Here is a 20,345-nt window from a genome sequence, read left to right on the forward strand (position 1 = left end):
GCATCCCGAGGTCTCGATGCGCGCCTTCGGCGCTACTCGACCCGCTGCGGAGCGGGACGGGCGTCGAACCAGGTGCCGAGCTCCTCGCCGGCGAGCGCCGCCGCGACGTTCGCGGTGGAGGTCAGAACGACCGGGGTGCCGGCGGCGGCCGCGAGCTTCGCCGCCGCGATCTTCGTGCCCGCTCCCCCGGTGCCGACGCCGGCCGCGCCGATGTCGCCGAGCTCCACGCCCGTGAGGTCGTCGTCGAACGGCACGTGCGCGATGCGCTCGGCCCCGGGCTCGGCGGGCGGTCGCGTGTAGAGCGCGTCGACGTCGGAGAGCAGCACGAGCAGGTCGGCGTTGACGAGCTCGCTCACGAGCGCCGCCAGCCGGTCGTTGTCGCCGAAGCGGATCTCGTGCGTCGCGACGGTGTCGTTCTCGTTGACGATGGGTAGGATCCGCAGGCCGAGCAGGCGCTCCATGGCCCGCTGCGCGTTGGATCGTGTGGTCGCGCTCTCCATGTCGCCGGCCGTCAGCAGCACCTGACCCGCCACGATCTCGTAGCGCCGGAGCTCCTGCTGATAGCGGTACACCAGTACGTTCTGCCCGACGGCCGCCGCCGCCTGCTGCGTGGCCAGGTCGGTCGGGCGCGCGTCGAGGTGGAGGAAGGGCATCCCCGTCGCGATCGCGCCGGAGGACACGAGCACGATCTCGGCGCCGCGCCCATGGGCGGCGGCGAGCGCGTCGACGAGCGACGCGATCTGGCCCGCGTTCGCGCCGCTCACGGACGACGAGCCGACCTTGACGACGATGCGCTTCGCGGAGGTCACGGCGCTCCGTGTCACTCGTCGTCCTCCACGACGTCGCCCGTCTCGGCGTCGTCGCGCCAGACGGCCGCCTCGCGCTCGGCCTCGCGCTCCGCCTCGAGCTCGGCGCGGGCCTCGGCCTTCGCGTCCATGCGCTCGAAGTAGCGCTCGCGCCGCTCGCCGCGGGTGGGGCGGTGGTTCTGATCGAGACGGGAGTCGGTGCCGCGCGAGCCGAGCGGCATGGTCGCGAGCTCGGCGGCCGAGGTGAGGGTCGGCTCCCAGTCGAAGACCGCGTCGCCGATGACCACGGTCGATCCCGGCACCGCGCCCTTGCGGAAGAGCTCGTCCTCGACGCCCAGCTTCGCGAGACGGTCGGCGAGGAAGCCGACGGCCTCCTCGTTCTGGAAGTCGGTCTGCTGGATCCAGCGCTGCGGCTTCGCGCCGAGCACCCGGTAGGTCGGCTCGGTGCCGCCCTCGACGACGACCTCGAAGTCCTTCTCATCGACGGCCCTCGGACGGATGACGATGCGCTGCGGCTCGGGTGCGGCGAGCTTCGCGGCGCGGTCGGCCTCCACGATCTCCGCGAGCGCGAACGACAGCTCGCGCAGCCCCGCCCGGCTCACGGCCGAGACCTCGAAGACGCGGTAGCCGCGCTCCTCGAGGGAGGCGCGCACGAGATCCGCGAGATCCCTCGCGTCGGGCAGGTCGACCTTGTTGAGGGCGACGAGCTGCGGGCGGTCGAGGAGCGGCGTCTGCCCCTCCGGCACCGGATAGGCGGCCAGCTCGCCGAGGATGACGTCGAGGTCGCTGAGCGGATCGCGGCCGGGGTCGAGCGTGCCGCAGTCGAGCACGTGCAGCAGCGCGGAGCACCGCTCGACGTGCCGCAGGAACTCGAGCCCGAGCCCCTTGCCCTCGCTCGCGCCCTCGATGAGGCCCGGGACGTCGGCGATCGTGTAGCGGATCTCCCCCGACTCGACGACGCCGAGGTTGGGGGTGAGGGTCGTGAACGGGTAGTCGGCGATCTTGGGGCGCGCGGCGCTCATCGCGGCGATGAGGCTCGACTTGCCGGCGCTCGGGAACCCGACGAGCGCCACGTCGGCGACCGTCTTGAGCTCGAGGCGGACGTCGCCCTCCCAGCCGTCGGTGCCGAGCAGCGCGAAACCGGGGGCCTTCCGCTTGCTGGTCGCGAGGGCCGCGTTGCCGAGGCCGCCCTGCCCGCCGTGGGCGACGGTGAACTCCAGGCCGGGGCTGTCGAGGTCGGCCAGCTGCTCGCCGTCGGCGTCGCGCACGACGGTGCCGACCGGCACCGGCAGCACGAGCTTCTCGCCCGCGTACCCGGCGCGGAAGTCGCCCATGCCCGGGCCGCCGTTGCCGCTGTGGCGGTGCGGGGCGCGCTGGTAGTTGAGGAGCGTGGTGACCTGCGGGTCGGCCAGGAGCACGATGTCGCCGCCGTTGCCGCCGTTGCCGCCGTCGGGCCCGGCGAGAGGCTTGAACTTCTCGCGGCGGACGGAGACGCAGCCGTTGCCCCCGTGACCGGAGCGCAGGTGGAGGGTCACCTGGTCGACGAACGTCGCCATGACGACTCCTCTCCTGATGCAACAGAAGAGGGCGGGCCGAAGCCCGCCCTCTCACACGTGAACGTGTTCCGGGCTACGCCTGCGGAACGACGATGTTGACGACCTTGCGGCGACCCTTGGCGCCGAACTCGACCGCGCCCGCGGCGAGCGCGAACAGGGTGTCGTCGCCACCGCGGCCGACGTTCTCGCCCGGGTGGAAGTGAGTGCCGTGCTGACGCACGATGATCTCGCCGGCCTTGACGACCTGGCCGCCGAAGCGCTTCACGCCGAGACGCTGGGCGTTCGAGTCGCGACCGTTGCGCGTCGAGGACGCGCCCTTCTTGTGTGCCATGTCCCTGCCGCCTTACTTGATGCCGGTGATCTTGACGCGGGTCTGGTCGTGGCGGAAGCCCTGACGACGCTTGTACCCGGTCTTGTTCTTGAAGTGCTGGATCACGATCTTCGGGCCGCGCTCGTGGCCGATGACCTCGGCGGTCACCGTGATCTTGGCGAGCGCCTTCGGGTCGTGGGTGATCGTGTCGCCGTCCACGTAGAGGACGGGCGAGAGCTCGACGGTGCCGTTGACGTCGGCCTTGAGGCGGTCGAGCACGACGATGGTGCCGACCTCGACCTTCTCCTGACGGCCGCCGGCGCGCACAACTGCGTAGACCACGGTGATTCCTTCTGTTGGTGCAGGCGGGACCCTGCGAATGAAGTCTGGGCGCGAGAGAACGGCACGGAGCCGATGTGCGCCAAGGATCAAGAATAGCCGACGAATCGGCTTCGCATCAAACCTCGCGCCGGATCGGCCCGCGGCGCGTCGGTGCGCTCCCCCGACCATCCTAGGATCGCGGGGTGACCGTGCTGATCGACGAGGCCGTCTGGCCGGCGCACGGCACGGTCTGGGCCCACCTCGTGAGCGACGCCGACTATGCGGAGCTGCACGACTTCGCGGCGCAGGCCGGCATCCCGCGACGGGCGTTCGACAACGACCACTACGACGTGCCGGAGCACCGTCGTGACGACCTCATCGCGATGGGCGCCGTGCCCGTCACCGGGCGCGAGCTGCTGCGCCGGCTGCAGGGCGCCGGGCTGCGCGTCCGACAGCGCGACAAGCACTGACGCGCCTTCCGCCGGTGCGATGAGTTGCACCGGCGGCCGCAAGTTCCGGCGCGCGTGCAATTAATCGCACGGCCGCGGGTGGCTTCGTCAGTCGGCGGCCTCGTCGGGCGTGACGACGGCCCCGGTCGAGACCCGGCGCGAGCGACGCGCGCGGCCCTGACCGGGCGCGTTCGGCTCGGGGAGCGCCTCGAGCACCGAACCGAGGATCTCCTCCGCCGCCTCCGTGCTCATCCGCCGTCCGCCGCGCTGCGCCGGCTGCACCGGGATGTCGAGGATCTCGACCGCGGTCTCGGCGGCGCCGACGGCCGCCTGCTCCACGACCGGCTGCTCCGCGACCTCCTCGACGTGCTCGCCGCCCTCCTCGTCGTGCGGGTGCACGGTCGACTTGGCGATCTGCGCGAGCGCGTTGCGCACGTCGTCGGTGAGCTGGTGGGTGCCGCCCGGGCCGTGCCCGTTCTTCGCTCCCCCGCGCCCGCGACGACTGCGGCCCTGGCCCGGCTGACCGGCCGGTCCCTGCGCGCCGCCGGCTCCCTGCTCCTGCGGGCGGTGCTTGAACACGGGGTCGTGGTGGACGATGATCCCGCGCCCGGCGCAGTGCTCGCAGGTCTCGCTGAACGACTCCACGAGCCCGAGGCCGAGCTTCTTGCGGGTCATCTGCACGAGGCAGAGCGAGGTCACCTCGGCGACCTGGTGCTTCGTGCGGTCGCGGCTCAGGCACTCGACGAGCCGACGGAGCACGAGGTCGCGGTTGGACTCCAGCACCATGTCGATGAAGTCCGTGACGATGATGCCGCCGATGTCGCGGAGCCGCAGCTGCCGCACGATCTCCTCGGCCGCCTCGAGGTTGTTCTTGGTGACGGTCTCTTCGAGGTTGCCGCCGGATCCGACGAACTTGCCCGTGTTGACGTCGATGACCGTCATGGCCTCGGTGCGGTCGATGATGAGCGACCCGCCGGAGGGCAGCCACACCTTGCGCTCGAGGGCCTTCTCGATCTGCTCCGAGATGCGGTACTCGTCGAACGAGTCCTTCTCGCCGGCGTAGGTCTCCACCCGGTCCATGAGGTCCGGGGCGACCGCCCCGATGTAGCGCTCGATCGTCTCGCGCGCGTCGTCGCCTTCGATGACCAGCTTCTGGAAGTCCTCGTTGAAGACGTCGCGGACGATCTTGACCAGCAGGTCGGGCTCCGAGTGGAGGAGCGTCGGCGCCTGGCCGATCTCGACCGCGCGCTGGATCTCGGCCCACTGCGCCGTGAGGCGGTTGACGTCGAGCGTCAGCTGCTCCTCGGTCGCGCCCTCGGCGGCCGTGCGCACGATGACGCCGGCGTCGTCGGGCAGGACCTCCTTGAGGATCTTCTTCAGGCGCGCGCGCTCGGTGTCGGGGAGCTTGCGGCTGATGCCGTTCATGGAGCCGTTCGGCACGTAGACGAGGTAGCGGCCGGGCAGCGACACCTGCGACGTGAGGCGGGCGCCCTTGTGGCCGACAGGGTCCTTCGTGACCTGCACGAGCACGCGGTCGCCGGGCTTCAACGCCAGCTCGATGCGGCGCGCCTGGTTCTTGACGCCGTCGGACTCGGCCGCCGCGGCGGCGGCCTCCCAGTCGACCTCGCCCGAGTAGAGCACCGCGTTGCGGCCCCGGCCGATGTCGACGAACGCCGCCTCCATCGACGGGAGCACGTTCTGCACCCGACCGAGGTAGACGTTGCCGATGAGGCTCGCGTCCTGCGCGCGGGCGACGTAGTGCTCGACGAGCACCCCGTCCTCGAGCACGCCGATCTGGATCCGGCCGTACTTGGAGCGGACGACCATGACGCGGTCGACGCTCTCGCGGCGGGCGAGGAACTCGGCCTCGGTGATGACGGGACGCCGACGCCCGGCGTCGCGGCCGTCGCGACGGCGCTGCTTCTTCGCCTCGAGCCGGGTGGAGCCCTTGACCTTCTGCGGCTCGGTGATGACAGGAGCCTGACGCGGCTCGCGGACCTTGACGGTCGTGCCGGGGGCGTCGTCGCCCTCCCGCGCGCCCTCGCCCGAGCGGCGTCGGCTGCGGCGGCGGCTGCTGCCGACCGCGGCCGGACCGGACGGCGCGTCGTCGGCGTCGCGCTCCTCGCGCTCCGGGGCGATCGCCCCGGGGGGCGGAGGCGGAGGCGCCTGGAAGAGCAGGGCGAAGGGGCTCGCGCCGGCGACGGGGGCCTCGGTGACCGTCGCTGCGGTTTCGGCGGCGCCAGGCGTCTCGTCGGCCGGCGGCTCGTCGGACGGCTTCTCGTCGACCGGTGTCTCGGCGATCGGCCCGATGCCGGTCGGCGACTCCGCGGAGACGTGGGCCGCCGCCCTCTTCGCGCCGCCGGAACGGCGCGAGCGCTTCGGCTTCGCCGCCGCCTGCTCCGCACCCTCGGTGCCGTTGTTGTCGATGTTCTCGGTGTCATCCACCATCGCTGGTGCACTCCTCGCCCCGGGGTGGCCGCCCACCGGCCGGGTGCTCTCGTGCGGCGCCGCGAGCGGCCTCCGCGAATCCTCTCTTCACGATCCCGGCCCTCTCGGCGGGGATCCCGTGCGCCCTGTCACGGCGCCTCTCGCAACTGGCATGCGACGCGGTGCAGGTCTGCACTCGCGGCCCGGTGTGCCCGGTAAGCCTTGTCTGGTGCCGCCGTCCGAGCGCGGCTCGGTTCGACGGTCGATGCTGATTATCTCACGAGCCGGGGCTGCGCCCGGCATCCGCTCATCGCGTGTGGTGATAATCGCTCCGTGACCGACGCCGCCATCGCCCCGCGACGCCCCTGGGCCTACGCGATCTTCCTCGTCGTGTTCGGGGCCGCCGGCTGGTGGGCGGCCTTCCAGCTCACGCTCGACAAGTTCCTCGTGCTGGAGAAGGGCAAGAACGCCGTTCTCAACTGCAACATCAGCCCGTTCGTCCAGTGCGGCACGAATCTGCAGTCGTGGCAGGGCTCCGCATTCGGCTTCCCCAACCCGATTCTCGGGCTCGGCGGATTCGCCGCCGTCATCGCCGTCGGGGTGACCCTGCTGGCCGGAGCACGTCTCGCCCGCTGGTACTGGTGGTTGTTCAATCTGGGAGTGGCGGGGGCTCTGGTGTTCACCATCTGGCTGATCGTCCAGAGCGCGTTCGTGCTCGGCACGCTCTGCCCCTGGTGCGGCCTGGTCTACCTGGTGATGTTCCCGTTGTTCTGGGTGGTCACGCTGCGCAACGCGGCGACGGGCGAGTTCGGGTCGAGGCTGACCCGGATCGGCGGCATCCTCCTGCCGTACGCCGCACCGATCGCGATCGTCTGCCTCATCGCGGTCGGTCTGATCTTCCAGCTGCGCCTCGACGTGCTGCACCACCTCGCGGCTTGATCCTTCAGTAGCCTCTCAGAGTCCTCCGACCACCGACCCTTAGGTTTCCCACGTGCCCGAAGAGCGACTCACCAAGAACCAGCGCCGCGAGCAGGCGCGCGAACTCGCTCGAAAGGAGCGCGAGAAGGCGCAGCGCCGCGATCGGCTGATGAAGATCCTGGTGCCGGTCATCGTGGTTGTCGTCCTGCTCGTCGCCGGCGGGATCACCGCCGCGGTGATCATCGCCCAGCCGAAGCCGGCGCCGGTCGCGGCCAACGGCCCGAAGAACATGATCAGCGACGGCATCGTCTTCACCGGCCAGAACGGCACCATCACCCCGACGCAGACCGCGGGGCTCAAGAAGGGGCAGGATCCGGTCCCGGCGGAGACTCCGAGCTCGGGATCGCCCGTCCATATAACGACCTACGTCGACCTCTCGTGCCCGGTCTGCAAGTCGTTCGAGGAGACCAACTCCGCGCAGATCCAAGACATGGTGAAGGCCGGCAAGGCCGTGCTCGAGGTGAAGCCGGTGGCGATCCTCAACAACAGCTACCAGGGGTCGCAGTACTCGCAGCGGGTGAACACGGCCATGGCCTGCGTCGCCAACTACGAGCCGGACAGCGTGCTCCCGGTGATGAAGCAGCTCTACGCCGACCAGCCGGACGAGCAGACCACGAGCGGCTTCACGAACAACCAGATCGTCTCGGAGCTCAAGAAGGCGGGGGTGGACGATCAGAAGATCACCAGCTGCGTGCTCGGGCAGAGTTTCACGAAGTGGGTGACGGCGGCCACTGACCGCGCCACCGGCGACCGTTCCCTCGTCCAGCCCGGCTCCCAGGGCTTCGGGACGCCGACCATCGTCATCAACGGCCAGCTCCTGAGCGGTAACGCCTTCTCGCAGTCGCTGACCAGCGCGAGCGCGTTCAAGGCGATCCTCGATTCCGCCGCCGGCGCCTGAGCAGTTCACGACGAAGGGGTCCCGCACCGATCGGTGCGGGACCCCTTCGTGTTGCCGGTGCGGATCGGGTCAGGCGAACCAGAGACCGAGCTCGCGCTGCGCCGATTCCGGCGCGTCGGAGCCGTGGACGAGGTTCTGCTGCACCTTGAGGCCCCAGTCGCGGCCGAGGTCGCCGCGGATCGTGCCGGGCGCCGCCGCGGTCGGGTCGGTCGCGCCCGCGAGGGAGCGGAATCCCTCGATGACGCGGTCGCCGGCGACGCGCATCGCGACGACCGGGCCGGACTGCATGAACTCCACGAGCGGCTCGTAGAACGGCTTGCCCTCGTGCTCGGCGTAGTGCTTCGCGAGGAGCTCGCGGTCGGCGGTGAGCATCCGCACGTCGACCAGCTGGTAGCCCTTCGCCTCGATGCGGCGCAGGATCTCGCCGGTGAGGCCGCGGGCGACCCCGTCCGGCTTGACGATGACGAGGGTCTCTTCGACGGTCATGCTGACTCGCTTTCCGCCAGCCTCTGCTGGCGCTCGATCTGACGGGAACGGAGGAAGCAGTAGAGCCACACCGCGGCGAACACGGCGCCGACGACGTACATGGCGGGGCTGAGGATGCCGAGCAGGATCAACCCGACCTGGGCGACGGCGCCGAGGTACACGGCCCACGCCCAGCGCTGGAGGCCGGCCAGCACGGCGAGTCCGACGATGCAGGCGGCACCGACGACGAACGCCGTCGCCGGCGGGAGCAGGTGGAGACCGAAGAAGACGAGGGTCGCGAAGAACATCACGACCGCCTCCATGACGAGCACGATCGACAGGAGTGACTCGCGGAGGCCCCGCTGCCGGCGCACCCGTGCGGGTCCAGTAGCCGGCGCAGCCGGCGTATCGAGACCGCTCTCGCCCTCACCGGGGTTTCGAGACGGCCCTTCGGGCCTACTCAACCCCCTCACCTCGCGGCTTCCAGCCCTCGGCGTCCGCGGCGGCGATGGCCTCGCCGACGAGCGTGATCGAGCCCGTCACGACGACGGCGCGGCGCGGCGCGGCGGCCGCCCAGTCGCGGGCGGAGGCGAAGGCGAGTTCCGGGCTCGAGAGGGTGAAGACGATGTCGGCCGGGGCGACGGTGGAGACGATGTCGGCGAGCTCGTCCGCCGGGCGGGCGCGCTCGGACGTCGACGTCGTCACGAAGAACTGGGTCGCGAACGGCGCGAGCTCGGCCACGATCCCGTGCGCGTCCTTCTCGCGGAGGATCCCGACCACGACGGTGATCTCGTCGAAGTCGAAGTACTCGGTGATCGCCTCCGCGAGCGCGGCGGCGCCGTGCGGGTTGTGGGCGGCGTCGACGATGACGGTCGGCTCGGTGCCGACGAGCTGCAGGCGCCCCGGCGAGGTCGCGGTCGCGAGGCCCTCGGCCACGACGTCCGCGTCGAGCGCGCGCGAGCCGTCGCCGAGGAAGGACTCGACGGCGGCGATCGCGATCGTCGCGTTCTGGGCCTGGTGGTCGCCGTAGAGCGGCAGGTAGATGCCGTGGTACTCACCGGCCCGGCCGCGCACGTCGATGACCTGACCGCCCACCGCGACGGTCGTGCCCTCGAGCGCGAAGTCGACCCGCTCCACCGCGACGTGCGCCTCGTCGTGGGCGGCGGCCGCGCGGAGCTCGTCGAGCGCCTCGAGCGGCTGGATCGCGGTGACGACGGAGGCGGCCGGCTTGATGATCCCGGCCTTGGTCCGCGCGATCTCCCCGATCGTGCGACCGAGCCGTTCGACGTGGTCGAGGGCGATGGGCGTGAAGACCGCCACCTGGCCATCGGCGACGTTGGTGGAATCCCACTCTCCGCCCATCCCGACCTCCAGCACCATGACGTCGACGGGGGCGTCGGCGAAGATCGCGAAGGCGAGCACCGTGAGCGCCTCGAAGAAGCTGAGCGGCGGCTCGTCGTTGGCGATCAGCTCGGCGTCCGTCATGGCGAGATAGGGCTGGATGTCGTCCCAGTTGCGCGCGAATGCCTCGTCGCTCACGGGCCGGCCGTCGATCATGATGCGCTCGGTCACCCGCACCAGGTGCGGGCTCGTGAGCAGGCCGGTCTTCAGGCCGGAGGCACGCAGCAGCGACTCGATCATCCGGCTCGTGGAGGTCTTGCCGTTCGTGCCCGTGATGTGCACGACGGGGGCCGAGCGCTGCGGGTCGCCGAGCAGCTCGACCGCGCGCCGAGTCGGCTCGAGCCGCGGCTGCGGGGCCGCCTCGCCGATGCGCTCCAGGAGCTCGCGGTAGACCTCGTCGGCGGCATCGCGCCACTCGCCGGTCGGGTCGTCGTCGATCGGGTCGCTCACGCGCGGGTCACCTCGATCTGCACCCGACGATTCTCCCCCACCGTCGGTCCCTCGGCCGGGCCGATCGTCACCTCGACCGCCGCCGCCAGGGTCTCGCCGGCGATCAGCTCGCGGTGCGCCTCCACGGCGGCGACGACGACCTCGTCGCCGGTCAGCGTCAGCCGGATCCGGTCGCCGACGTCGAGGCCGGCATCCTTCCGCGCCTGCTGCACCGCGCGGACGACGTCGCGCGCAAGGCCCTCGGCCTCGAGCTCCGGGGTCGTGGCGGTGTCGAGCACGACGAAGCCGCCGCCCGGGAGGAAGGCGATCGCGCGGTCGGCGTCGGCGACCTGCAGCTCCAGCTCGTACTCGCCGTCCTGCAGCGTCACGCCGCCGGCGGTGACGACGTCGCCGTCCTGGCTCCAGTCGCCGGCCTTCGCCGCCTGGATGACCCGCTGGACGTCCTTGCCGATGCGCGGACCGAGGGCGCGGGCGTTCACGCCGAGCCGGCGGGTGATGCCCCAGTCGCCGAGGCTCGACTCCTGGAGCGGCGCGAACTCCACGCGCTTCAGGTTCAGCTCGTCGCGGAGGATATCGCCGTACGCGGCGAGCGCATCCCCGTCGGCACTCACGATCGTCGCGCCCGCGAGCGGCAGTCGCACGCGCAGCTGCCGCGCCTTCCGCAGGGCGTTGCCCGCCGAGGCGATCTCGCGCACACGGTCCATGGTGCGGACGAGCTCGGGATCGCGCGGGAACTCCGCCGCATCCGGCCAGTCGGTCAGGTGCACGCTCCGTTCCCCCGTCAACCCGCGCCAGATCTCCTCCGTGATGAGCGGGAGGAGCGGCGCCGCCGCCCGGCAGACCGTCTCGAGCACCGTGTAGAGCGTGTCGAACGCGTCGCGGTCGCTGCCGTCCCAGAACCGGTCGCGGCTGCGCCGCACGTACCAGTTGGTGAGCACCTCGGCGAAGTCGCGGAGCGCGAGCGCCGCGAACGGGCTGTCGAGCGCGTCGAGGTGCTCCGTGACCTGGTCGAGCAGCTCGCCGGTCTTGGCGAGGAGGTAGCGGTCGAGCACATGCGGGCTGTCGGTGCGCCGCGCCGCCCGGTAGCCGCCCGGGCCGGCGGTGTTCGCGTAGAGGGTGAAGAAGTAGTACGTCGACCACAGCGGCAGAAGCAGCTCGCGCACGCCGCCGCGGATGCCCTCCTCGGTGACGACGAGGTTGCCGCCGCGGATCACCGAGCTCGACATCAGGAACCACCGCATCGCGTCGGATCCGTCGCGGTCGAAGACCTCGGAGACGTCCGGGTAGTTGCGCAGCGACTTCGACATCTTCTGCCCGTCGCTGCCGAGCACGATGCCGTGGCTGATCACGTTCGAGAACGCCGGCCGGTCGAACAGCGCCGTGGCGAGCACGTGCATGAGGTAGAACCAGCCGCGGGTCTGGCCGATGTACTCCACGATGAAGTCGGCCGGGTTGTGGCCCTCGAACCACTCGCGGTTCTCGAACGGGTAGTGCACCTGCGCGTACGGCATCGAGCCGGAGTCGAACCAGACGTCGAAGACGTCCTCGATCCGGCGCATGGTCGAGCCGCCCGTCGGGTCGTCGGGGTTCGGCCGGGTCAGCTCGTCGATGAAGGGCCGGTGGAGGTCGACCTCGCCCTCCGCGTTCCGGGGCAGGCGCCCGAAGTCGCGCTCCAGCTCCTCGAGGGAGCCGTAGGCGTCCACGCGCGGGTGCGCCGGGTCGTCCGACTTCCACACCGGGATCGGGGATCCCCAGAACCGGTTGCGGCTGATCGACCAGTCGCGCGCGTTCTCCAGCCACTTGCCGAACTGGCCGTCCTTGACGTTCTCCGGCACCCAGGTGATCTGCTGGTTGAGCTCCAGCATCCGGTCCTTGAACTCCGTGACGCGCACGAACCAGCTCGAGACCGCCTTGTAGATGAGCGGCTTGCGGCACCGCCAGCAGTGCGGGTAGCTGTGCTCGTAGCTCTTGACCTGGAAGAGGCGCCCGTCCTCGCGGAGCAGCTTGATGAGCACCGGGTTCGCGTCGAACCAGCGCTCGCCCGCCACCGGCGCCACCGCGGGCAGGAACCGCCCGCCGTCGTCGAGCGACAGGATCACGGGGATGCCGGCGGCGGCGCATACGACCTGATCGTCCTCGCCGTAAGCCGGCGCCTGGTGGACGATGCCGGTGCCCTCGCCGGTCGCGACGTAGTCGGCCACCAGGATGCGCCAGGCGTTCTCGTAGCCCGGGGCGCCCTCGTAGAAGACCCAGAGCCGGTCGTAGTGCACGTCGGCGAGCTCCGCGCCGTCGACGCGGGTGCGGCGGGCGTTCACGGCGTCGGAGACCGACTCGTAGCCGAGCTCCTTGAGGTACGAGCCGATCGTGTCGGTCGCGAGCAGGTACTCGTGCGCGCCGTCCGCGGCGGGGATCACCGAGTACTCGATGCCCGGGCCCACCGCGAGCGCGGCGTTCGTGGGCAGAGTCCACGGGGTCGTCGTCCAGGCGAGGGCGAGGACGCCGGTGAGGCCGAGGATCTCGGCGCGCTCGCCGACGAGCGGGAAGGTCACCGTCACCGACTGGTCCTGGCGCTGCTGGTAGACGTCGTCGTCCATCCGCAGCTCGTGGTTGCTGAGCGGGGTCTGGTCGTTCCAGCAGTAGGGCAGCACCCGGAAGCCCTCGTAGGCGAGGCCCTTGTCGTGGAGCGCCTTGAACGCCCAGAGCACCGACTCCATGAAGCCGGCATCGAGGGTCTTGTAGTCGTTGTCGAAGTCGACCCAGCGCGCCTGGCGGGTCACGTAGTCCTGCCACTCGCGCGTGTAGCGCAGCACCGACTCGCGGGCGGCGGCGTTGAACGCGCCGACCCCCATCTCCTCGATCTCGTCGGTCGTCGTGATGCCGAGCTGGCGCATCGCCTCGAGCTCCGCGGGGAGGCCGTGGGTGTCCCAGCCGAACCGACGGTGCACCTGCTTGCCGCGCATCGTCTGGTAGCGCGGGAAGAGGTCCTTGGCGTAGCCGGTGAGCAGGTGGCCGTAGTGCGGGAGGCCGTTGGCGAACGGCGGGCCGTCGTAGAAGACCCACTCGGGGCAGCCGTCGCGCTGCTCGACGGAGGCGCGGAAGGTGTCGTCGCGCTTCCAGAACGCGAGGATGCCGCGCTCGAGCTCGGGGAAGTCCGGGCTGGATGGGATCGTCGGGTACATGTCGCCTCCGCTGTGCTCGCTCGACAGCCTGCTGGCTGTCTGCTCTGCACGAGGACGACGTCGCCGCCGCGGTACCACCCCGCTTGCCGCACCCGGGGGCGCGACCGCTCATTGCACGCGATGACGGGCGCACCCGCTCGGGTCTACTCCCCCGGCGGGCCGGGGTTTCTTCCGAGGACTCCCCGGTGATGGCCGGATCGATGTCGGTGCGACGAGTCTACCGGTGGTCGAGCGCGGCGCGGGCGTCGCCGATGTACGCGCGGAGGGATCGGCGCCCGACGCCGGCGAGCGCCCACGCCTCCCAGCCGACCGAGATCGCCGCGGCGAGCGCGCGGTGCCGCACCCGCGCCGCGAGGTCGTGCGCCGGGTCGGCGCCGGCGATGATCCGCTCCAGCCGACGCGTGCGCCGCATCCCCGACTCGGCGAGCTCGTCCGCGACGCCCATCGCCTCCACCTGGCCGACGGCGAGCGGCACGCGGCAGCCGTCGACGGCGGCGGCGAGTGCCTCGTCGAACGGGGTGCCGGCGGCGAGCCGCTGATCCAGGTCGTCGAGCGCCGCGTCGACCTCGAGCCAGAGCAGGTCCGACTTCGCGGTGACGTAGCCGAAGAGCGTCGCGCGGCCGACGCCCGCCCGCTGCGCGATGTCGGCGAGCGAGGTCGCCGCGTAGCCGCGCTCCAGGAACAGCTCGCCGGCGGCCTCCTCGATCGTCTCGCGGGAGGAGGCGCGGGGGCGTCCGGCGGGCATGGGCACCTTCCACTAGGCTCGGGGTCGCAATTATTGGACCCAGTCCGAGAATAGAGGCTCCGTGACCGCCGTCGCTCCCCCCGCTCCGTCCGCGCCCGTCCCCGCGCCGCCCACCCGCGTCGCCCGCCGGGTGCTCTGGGCCTCCCTTGTCGGCACGTCGCTCGAGTCGTACGACTTCTACGTCTTCAGCTACACGTCCGCGCTCTTCCTCGGGCCGCTGTTCTACGCGCCGCTCGGGCCGGTCGGCGCGACCCTCGCGGCGCTCCTCAACATCGGCGTCGGCTTCGTCATCCGGCCGGTCGGCGCGATCGTGTTCGGGCACCTGGGCGACCGCATCGGGCGGCGGCGGACCCTCATCGTCACGATCACGATCATGGGCGCGGCGACGGGGCTCATCGGCCTCCTGCCGACCTACGCGGTCGCGGGGTGGGTCGGCGGCGTGCTCCTGACGGTGCTCCGCCTCATCCAGGGCTTCTCACTCGGCGGGGAGTGGGCGGGCGCGGTCCTCCTCGCCTCCGAGCACGCCGGCCAGAAGCGGCACGCGTTCTACGCCGCGGTGCCGCAACTCGGCTCGCCCGTCGGCTCGATCGTGTCGGCCCTCCTCCTCATCCTGTTCGGCGCGGGCCTCGGGCCGGAGTCGCTCGGCGGCTGGGGCTGGCGGATCCCGTTCCTCGTGGCGATCCCGTTCCTCCTCGTCTCGCTCTACCTGCGCTGGTCGATCGACGAGACGCCGGTGTTCCGCCGGCTCGAGGAGACCGCGGAGCGCTCGCGCGCGCCGTTCCTCGACACGTTCCGCCGTCGCCCGCTCGCGGTGCTGCTCGGCGTGGGCGTCGCGCTCCTCGGCATCGGCTCCTACTCGCTGATGAACACCTACACCGTCACCTACGGCACGCAGCACCTGCACTTCGACGGCAACCAGCTCTTCGTGGCGACGACGATCGGCGGTCTGCTGCAGCTCGTGACCATCCCGCTGTTCGGCGTGCTCGCGAACCGGATCGGATCGGCCAAGGTCGTGGCATGGGGCGCGGTCGGCACCCTGGTCGTCGCGTTCCCGATGTACTTCCTGCTGCAGTACGCGACGTTCCCGATCCTGGTCGGCACGATGATCATCGGCGGGATCCTGCCGACCGCGAGCTGGGCGGCGCTCGGCGGCCTCATGGGCGACCTGTTTCCGGGCCGCTTCCGGTACTCGGCGATGTCGTTCGCGTACAGCATCGCGGCGGTCGTCTCCGGCTTCGTGCCCTTCCTCACCGACGGGCTCGGCGCCGCGACCGGCTTCGCCTGGTGGCACCCGGGCGTGGTGCTCGCGGTCATGTCGGCGATCACCGCCGTCGCCGCGTTCGCCTCGGTGCGCCGCTCCTCCCCGGTCGAGACCCTCTGACGGCGGCGGTCGGGGCCCTAGGCTGATGGTCGCCCCGACCACCGCACCGAGGACCCGATGAGCGACGACCGCGACGACGACGATGGCCTGAGCCGCCTCTTCGGCCCCGCCGGCGAGACCGGTCAGCAGCCGAAGCAGCCCGCCGAGCCGACGCCGGACCCCGAGCAGCCCGCCGAGGCCGCTCCGCCGGCATCGCCCGCGGAGCCGGCGCCCTTCTCCTGGGATGCCGCGAAGCCGAGCTGGGAGCAGCCGACGACCGCGCTGCCGGCGCAGGACCTGCCGAGCGCGCCCGCCGCGGAGACTCCGGCCGAGGAGCCTCCCGCGGCGCCGGCGCCCGGCGGCCCCGACCCCCTGGCGTGGCTGCTCGCCGGCCAGCAGGCGTCACCCACCCCCGTCGAGCCGCCGGCGCCCGTGCCGGCGTCGGAGCCGACGACGCCCTTCACCGCGCCGGCACCCGGGCCGTCGACCGTCGACCCGTTCGGCGTCGGATCCGCAGCCGCGACCCTCGGCGTCGCGCCGTCCGCCGACGAGCTGGCGACGCGCCGCTTCGAGGCCGCTGCCGGCGGCGGGCTGGCGGGCGCAGCGGCCGGCGCCGGAGCCGGTGCCGCCGCGAACGGCGAACCCCCCGCCTCCAGCCGGCGCACGCTCATCATCCTCGCGGCGGTGGGCGGCGTGCTCCTGATCGCGATCATCATCCTCGCGATCGTGCTCGCCACTCGCGCGACGCCGGCCGCGGTCGTGTCGCCCAGCGCCTCGCCCACACCGTCGACGTCGAGCTCGCCGTCCGCGAGCAGCACCCCGAGATCGACACCGTCGGCGACGCCGAGCGCCACACCGACGCCGGTCCCGACGGCGACTCAGACCCAGGCGCCGCAACCTGTCAAGCCGGGCGTCTCGGCGAGTGCCGCTCCTGCGACCTGCGCCTCCGCCACGGGTACCTTCACGATCTCGTGGCAGTCGACGAACGCGACCACCGTGACGGTCAACGGGCCGAATTACAGCCGCCAGTTCAGCCAGGACCAGGCGGCAAAGGGCACGAGCGACCCCATCCCGTGCCCAGCGACCTCGGCGTCCTACTCGGTGACGGCAGCCGGCCCCGGCGGACAGGCCGCAGTCAGCGTGCCGATGACCACGGCGGCGACGACTCCGAGCCCGCAGGCGAAGGCGCCCACTCCCGCCCCGTCCCAGTAATCCCTCCCCGTAGACTGACCCGGTCACAACCAGGCACCTCCCCACCGACACGGTGCCGCGCATATCGAACCGGAGTCCGTCATGACGTCTGCCATCCCCGCTGTGCCCCCGGGTTCGGAATCCATTCCCGACAAGCCCGCGCTCGAGGGGCTGGAGAGCAAGTGGTCCGCCGACTGGGAGCGGAGCGGCGTCTACCGGTTCGACCGCGCCGCCGCGCTCGCCGCCGGTCGTGACGCCGTCTTCAGCATCGACACCCCGCCGCCGACCGCCTCCGGGTCGCTGCACATCGGGCACGTCTTCAGCTACACGCACATGGACACCGCCGCGCGGTTCCAGCGCATGCGCGGCAAGCACCTCTTCTACCCCATGGGCTGGGACGACAACGGCCTGCCGACCGAGCGCCGCGTCCAGAACTACTTCGGGGTGCGATGCGACCCGTCGCTGCCCTACGACCCCGGCTTCACCCCGCCGAACGAGGGCAACGGCAGCACGAAACCCGGTGACCAGGTGCCGATCTCGCGGCGCAACTTCGTCGAGCTCTGCGAGCGGCTCTCGGCCGAGGACGAGCAGCAGTTCGAGGACCTGTGGCGGGCGCTCGGCCTCAGCGTCGACTGGTCGCTGACCTACCGCACCATCGGCGCCGACGCGCAGCGGGCCGCCCAGCGCGCGTTCCTGCGCAACCTCGCGCGCGGTGAGGCCTACCAGGCCGACGCGCCCACCCTGTGGGACGTGACCTTCCGTTCCGCGGTCGCGCAGGCCGAGCTCGAGGATCGCGACCAGCCGGGCGCCTACCACCGCGTCGCGTTCCACGCGCCCGACGGCTCCCCCGTCTTCATCGAGACCACGCGCCCGGAGCTGCTGCCCGCGTGCGTCGCGCTCGTGGCGCATCCCGATGACGAGCGCTACCAGGCGCTGTTCGGAACGACCGTCACGACCCCGCTGTTCGGCGTCGAGATCCCGGTGCTCGCTCACCACCTCGCCCAGCCGGACAAGGGGTCCGGCATCGCCATGATCTGCACGTGGGGCGACCTGACCGACGTGATCTGGTGGCGCGAGCTGGATCTCCCGGCGCGCGCCGTGATCGGCGCCGACGGCCGGTTCGTGCCCGAGGCGCCCGCGGCGGACCTCTTCTCCGACGCGGGCCGCGCGGCCTACGACGAGCTCGCGGGCAAGACGGTCTTCAGCGCGAAGCAGCGGATCGTCGAGCTGCTCGGCGAGTCGGGCGAGCTCGAGGGGGCGCCCAAGCCGATCCAGCACCCGGTGAAGTTCTACGAGAAGGGCGACCGGCCCCTCGAGATCGTCTCGACGCGGCAGTGGTACCTCGCCAACGGCGCGCGCGACGAGGCGCTGCGCGACCGGCTGCTCGAAGCCGGCCGCGCCATCGGATTCCACCCCGAGCACATGCGCGTGCGTTACGAGAACTGGGTCGGCGGTCTGACGGGCGACTGGCTCGTGTCGCGCCAGCGCTTCTTCGGCGTGCCCATCCCGGTCTGGTACCCGCTCGACGCCGAGGGGGTCCCGCAGCGCGACGACCCCATCGTGCCGGGCGAGCACCTGCTCCCGGTCGACCCCTCGTCCGACCCCGCCCCCGGCTTCGACGAGGCGCAGCGCGGTCAGCCGAACGGATTCGTCGGCGAGCTCGACATCCTCGATACCTGGGCGACGTCGTCGCTCACCCCGCAGATCGCGGGCGGCTGGGAGACCGACCCCGAGCTGTTCGCGACGGTGTTCCCGTTCTCGCTGCGGTCGCAGGGTCAGGACATCATCCGCACCTGGCTCTTCTCGACCGTGCTGCGCGCGGAGCTCGAGCACCACCAGGTGCCGTGGGCCGAGGCCGGGATCTCGGGCTTCATCGTCGACCCCGACCGCAAGAAGATGTCGAAGTCGAAGGGCAACGTCGTGACGCCTGCGGCGATGCTCGACGAGCACGGCTCCGACGCGGTGCGCTACTGGGCGGCCTCGAGCCGCCTCGGCACCGACTCGGCGTTCGACCCCCAGAACCCGAAGCTCATGAAGATCGGCCGTCGCCTCGCGATCAAGATCCTCAACGCCGCGAAGTTCGTGTACTCGTTCGAGGCGGCTTCCGGCGAGGTCACCGCGCCGCTCGACGTCGACCAGCTCGCCGAGCTCGCCGTCGTCGTCGACGAGGCCACCCGCGCCATGGAGGCGTATGACCATGCGCGTGCCCTCGAGGTCGCGGAGCAGTTCTTCTGGACCTTCTGCGACGACTACCTGGAGCTTGTGAAGGAGCGCGCCTACGCCGGCGATCCGAGCGCGGTCACCGCGCTGCGGACCGCGCTCGAGGTGCTGCTGCGGCTTCTCGCGCCGGTCGTGACGTTCGCGACCGAGGAGGTGTGGAGCTGGACCCACGAGGGCTCGATCCACACCGCCGCGTGGCCGACCGTCGAGAACAGCGGCCTCGGCGGCGGCGCGCCCCGCGGGCTGCTGCCGGCGGTCAGTGCGGCGCTGATCGGCATCCGCCGCGCGAAGACGGATGCCAAGGCCTCGCAGAAGACCGAGGTGCGCCGGGCGAGCATCGCCGGCCCCGCGATCCTCGCCGAGGCCGCCGACGACCTCCGCGCCGTCGGCCGGATCGCCGAGCTCTCCGTCACCGAGGGCGACGAGATCGCGGTCACCGCCATCGAGCTCGATGAGACCCCGGCCGCCTCGTGACCCGCGTGCGCGACCTGGCGGAGGGCGACCTGCCGGCCTGGCGCGCGCTGTTCCGCGCCTACGGCGTCTTCTACGAGACCGCGTTCGACGACGCCCACCTCGACCACGTCGGTCGGCTGCTCCTGGAGCCGGGCTCCGGCGTCGACGCGTTCGTCGCGGAGGACGACGAGGGCCGGGTGATCGGGTTCGCGCACTACCGCGCACATCCCGACACGTTCTCCTCCGGCAGCGACTGGTATCTCGACGACCTGTTCGTCGATCCCGATGCCCGCGGGCACGGCGCGGCGACGGCGCTCATCGAGCACCTGGTCGCGCACGCCCGGCGGGTCGCGCCCGGCGGCACGATCCGGTGGATCACCGCCGCCGACAACGCGCGGGCCCAGCGGGTCTACGACCGCGTCGCGACGCGCACGAGCTGGGTCACCTACGAGCTGAGGGCCTGACGTGCGCGGGCGACGCACGGCAGCGGCGATCCTCGCCCTCGGGGTCGCTCTCGCGCTGACCGCCTGCTTCCCGCCCGCGCCCTCCGAGACCGGCAAGGCGATCCCGGGCGCGCTGACCGTGTTGCCGGAGCTCAGCGACCCGCAGATCCTCCAGTACTGCCCCGGCACCGTCCCGCAGCATTTCGACGGTGTCGCCGCGCCGCTCGACCGCGTCTACGCGTGCCGGGCCGACGTGCGGATCGCGAGCGACGGAGCGACGACGCACGGGCCCTGGCAGGTCGTCTACCTGCTGCCGACGCCGCAGAAGCTGCTCGCCGCCTACGCGCAGCCGGATGCGGCGGCGCGCCCTCCGAGCGCGTGCGGCGCGCAGATCGCCGACCCGCTGCTCGTCTGGGTCGACCGCGGCGGATCGACGACGTCGTACCACGCGCCGGTCGACGGCTGCGGGGCCCCGACGGCGGCTGCCGCGCGCGCGTACCGGACGGCGACGCGGATCCCGGTGATCGGCGTCGACACCGGCTCACCCGACTACCGCCCCACCCGGCCGTCCTCGCCGTACACGGTCGACTTTCGACGCGGCACCTCCGCCGCCACCCCGAAGGAGAGATGATGCAGCTCGGATCCCGCTGGTCGGTGGGCCGTCCGGCCCCCGCGCGTCTGCCGAAGCCGCTT

At 71.8% G+C, this 20,345-nt stretch carries 18 protein-coding genes; 8 read left to right on the forward strand and 10 right to left on the reverse strand.

What is annotated here, in order from left to right:
- Positions 1-32: 32 nt before the first annotated feature.
- The 4 genes from proB to rplU all read right to left on the reverse strand — a co-directional run bounded on the left by proB (position 33) and on the right by rplU (position 3,014).
- Complete coding sequence (gene proB / locus ACTHM3_RS01930; RefSeq protein ID WP_440404399.1) at positions 33-824, reverse strand: glutamate 5-kinase; 792 nt, start codon at positions 822-824, stop codon at positions 33-35.
- Positions 821-2,362: a GTPase ObgE gene (gene obgE, locus ACTHM3_RS01935; protein WP_440404400.1), complete on the reverse strand. Its 1,542-nt coding sequence runs from the start codon at positions 2,360-2,362 to the stop codon at positions 821-823. The genes proB and obgE overlap by 4 nt, the downstream gene beginning before the upstream one ends.
- 73 nt (positions 2,363-2,435) lie before the next feature.
- A complete protein-coding gene (gene rpmA / locus ACTHM3_RS01940) occupies positions 2,436-2,693 on the reverse strand; it encodes a 50S ribosomal protein L27 (RefSeq protein WP_440404401.1) in 258 nt (85 codons plus the stop codon).
- A 12-nt stretch (positions 2,694-2,705) separates the two neighbouring features.
- Entirely contained in the window at positions 2,706-3,014 is a 309-nt protein-coding gene (gene rplU, locus ACTHM3_RS01945) for a 50S ribosomal protein L21 (protein WP_440404402.1), read from the reverse strand.
- A gap of 182 nt (positions 3,015-3,196) precedes the next feature.
- Here rplU and ACTHM3_RS01950 point away from each other — a divergent pair, with 182 nt between their 5' ends.
- Entirely contained in the window at positions 3,197-3,463 is a 267-nt protein-coding gene (locus ACTHM3_RS01950; RefSeq protein ID WP_440404403.1) for a DUF4031 domain-containing protein, read from the forward strand.
- Between the two features lie 87 nt (positions 3,464-3,550).
- On the opposite strand, the gene ACTHM3_RS01955 is transcribed toward ACTHM3_RS01950, so the two are convergent.
- On the reverse strand, positions 3,551-5,890 hold the full coding sequence (locus tag ACTHM3_RS01955) for an Rne/Rng family ribonuclease (RefSeq protein ID WP_440404404.1): 2,340 nt from the start codon (positions 5,888-5,890) through the stop codon (positions 3,551-3,553).
- A gap of 312 nt (positions 5,891-6,202) precedes the next feature.
- Between ACTHM3_RS01955 and ACTHM3_RS01960 the strand changes: the two genes are divergently transcribed.
- Together ACTHM3_RS01960 and ACTHM3_RS01965 are read left to right on the forward strand one after the other, a co-directional pair.
- A complete protein-coding gene (locus ACTHM3_RS01960; protein ID WP_440404405.1) occupies positions 6,203-6,808 on the forward strand; it encodes a vitamin K epoxide reductase family protein in 606 nt (201 codons plus the stop codon).
- 52 nt (positions 6,809-6,860) lie between these two features.
- A complete protein-coding gene (locus tag ACTHM3_RS01965; protein ID WP_440404406.1) occupies positions 6,861-7,745 on the forward strand; it encodes a DsbA family protein in 885 nt (294 codons plus the stop codon).
- A 69-nt stretch (positions 7,746-7,814) separates the two neighbouring features.
- Here the strand turns inward: ACTHM3_RS01965 and ndk are convergent, their stop codons facing one another.
- From ndk to ACTHM3_RS01990, 5 genes are all read right to left on the reverse strand, one after another.
- The gene (ndk, locus tag ACTHM3_RS01970; protein WP_440404407.1) at positions 7,815-8,231 is read right to left on the reverse strand and encodes a nucleoside-diphosphate kinase; all 417 of its coding nucleotides are present in this window, start codon (positions 8,229-8,231) and stop codon (positions 7,815-7,817) included.
- Positions 8,228-8,584 carry a DUF4233 domain-containing protein gene (locus ACTHM3_RS01975; protein ID WP_440404408.1) on the reverse strand — a complete coding sequence of 119 codons (357 nt, stop codon included), beginning with the start codon at positions 8,582-8,584 and terminating at the stop codon, positions 8,228-8,230. The genes ndk and ACTHM3_RS01975 overlap by 4 nt, the downstream gene beginning before the upstream one ends.
- Before the next feature lie 82 nt (positions 8,585-8,666).
- Positions 8,667-10,061, reverse strand: coding sequence for a bifunctional folylpolyglutamate synthase/dihydrofolate synthase (locus ACTHM3_RS01980; protein ID WP_440404409.1), 1,395 nt, complete (start codon positions 10,059-10,061; stop codon positions 8,667-8,669).
- Positions 10,058-13,240: an isoleucine--tRNA ligase gene (gene ileS, locus ACTHM3_RS01985; RefSeq protein WP_440404410.1), complete on the reverse strand. Its 3,183-nt coding sequence runs from the start codon at positions 13,238-13,240 to the stop codon at positions 10,058-10,060. The genes ACTHM3_RS01980 and ileS overlap by 4 nt, the downstream gene beginning before the upstream one ends.
- Before the next feature lie 217 nt (positions 13,241-13,457).
- On the reverse strand, positions 13,458-13,985 hold the full coding sequence (locus ACTHM3_RS01990) for a TetR family transcriptional regulator (protein ID WP_440404411.1): 528 nt from the start codon (positions 13,983-13,985) through the stop codon (positions 13,458-13,460).
- 61 nt (positions 13,986-14,046) lie between these two features.
- Between ACTHM3_RS01990 and ACTHM3_RS01995 the strand changes: the two genes are divergently transcribed.
- From ACTHM3_RS01995 to ACTHM3_RS02015, 5 genes are all read left to right on the forward strand, one after another.
- Positions 14,047-15,366 (forward strand): MFS transporter, encoded by a 1,320-nt coding sequence (locus ACTHM3_RS01995; RefSeq protein WP_440404412.1) that lies wholly within the window; start codon positions 14,047-14,049, stop codon positions 15,364-15,366.
- Between the two features lie 57 nt (positions 15,367-15,423).
- Positions 15,424-16,557 carry a hypothetical protein gene (locus ACTHM3_RS02000; protein WP_440404413.1) on the forward strand — a complete coding sequence of 378 codons (1,134 nt, stop codon included), beginning with the start codon at positions 15,424-15,426 and terminating at the stop codon, positions 16,555-16,557.
- Positions 16,558-16,638: 81 nt separating this feature from the next.
- Positions 16,639-19,230: a valine--tRNA ligase gene (gene valS / locus ACTHM3_RS02005; RefSeq protein ID WP_440404414.1), complete on the forward strand. Its 2,592-nt coding sequence runs from the start codon at positions 16,639-16,641 to the stop codon at positions 19,228-19,230.
- The gene (locus tag ACTHM3_RS02010; protein ID WP_440404415.1) at positions 19,227-19,673 is read left to right on the forward strand and encodes an N-acetyltransferase family protein; all 447 of its coding nucleotides are present in this window, start codon (positions 19,227-19,229) and stop codon (positions 19,671-19,673) included. Before valS ends, ACTHM3_RS02010 begins: the two co-directional genes overlap by 4 nt.
- Position 19,674: 1 nt before the next feature.
- A complete protein-coding gene (locus ACTHM3_RS02015; RefSeq protein ID WP_440404416.1) occupies positions 19,675-20,283 on the forward strand; it encodes a hypothetical protein in 609 nt (202 codons plus the stop codon).
- The last annotated feature ends 62 nt before the right edge of the window (positions 20,284-20,345 follow it).

The sequence above is a fragment of the Pseudolysinimonas sp. genome (assembly GCF_051954455.1).
In the GTDB taxonomy this organism is placed as follows: Bacteria; Actinomycetota; Actinomycetes; order Actinomycetales; family Microbacteriaceae; genus Pseudolysinimonas.

Coding starts and splice junctions, on each gene's coding strand:
- obgE (WP_440404400.1), bottom strand. CDS start 2,362: ATGGCGACGTTCGTCGACCAGGTGACCCTCCACCTGCGCTCCGGTCAC.
- rpmA (WP_440404401.1), bottom strand. CDS start 2,693: ATGGCACACAAGAAGGGCGCGTCCTCGACGCGCAACGGTCGCGACTCG.
- ACTHM3_RS01955 (WP_440404404.1), bottom strand. CDS start 5,890: ATGGTGGATGACACCGAGAACATCGACAACAACGGCACCGAGGGTGCG.
- ndk (WP_440404407.1), bottom strand. CDS start 8,231: ATGACCGTCGAAGAGACCCTCGTCATCGTCAAGCCGGACGGGGTCGCC.
- ileS (WP_440404410.1), bottom strand. CDS start 13,240: ATGTACCCGACGATCCCATCCAGCCCGGACTTCCCCGAGCTCGAGCGC.
- ACTHM3_RS01990 (WP_440404411.1), bottom strand. CDS start 13,985: ATGCCCGCCGGACGCCCCCGCGCCTCCTCCCGCGAGACGATCGAGGAG.
- ACTHM3_RS02000 (WP_440404413.1), top strand. CDS start 15,424: ATGAGCGACGACCGCGACGACGACGATGGCCTGAGCCGCCTCTTCGGC.
- valS (WP_440404414.1), top strand. CDS start 16,639: ATGACGTCTGCCATCCCCGCTGTGCCCCCGGGTTCGGAATCCATTCCC.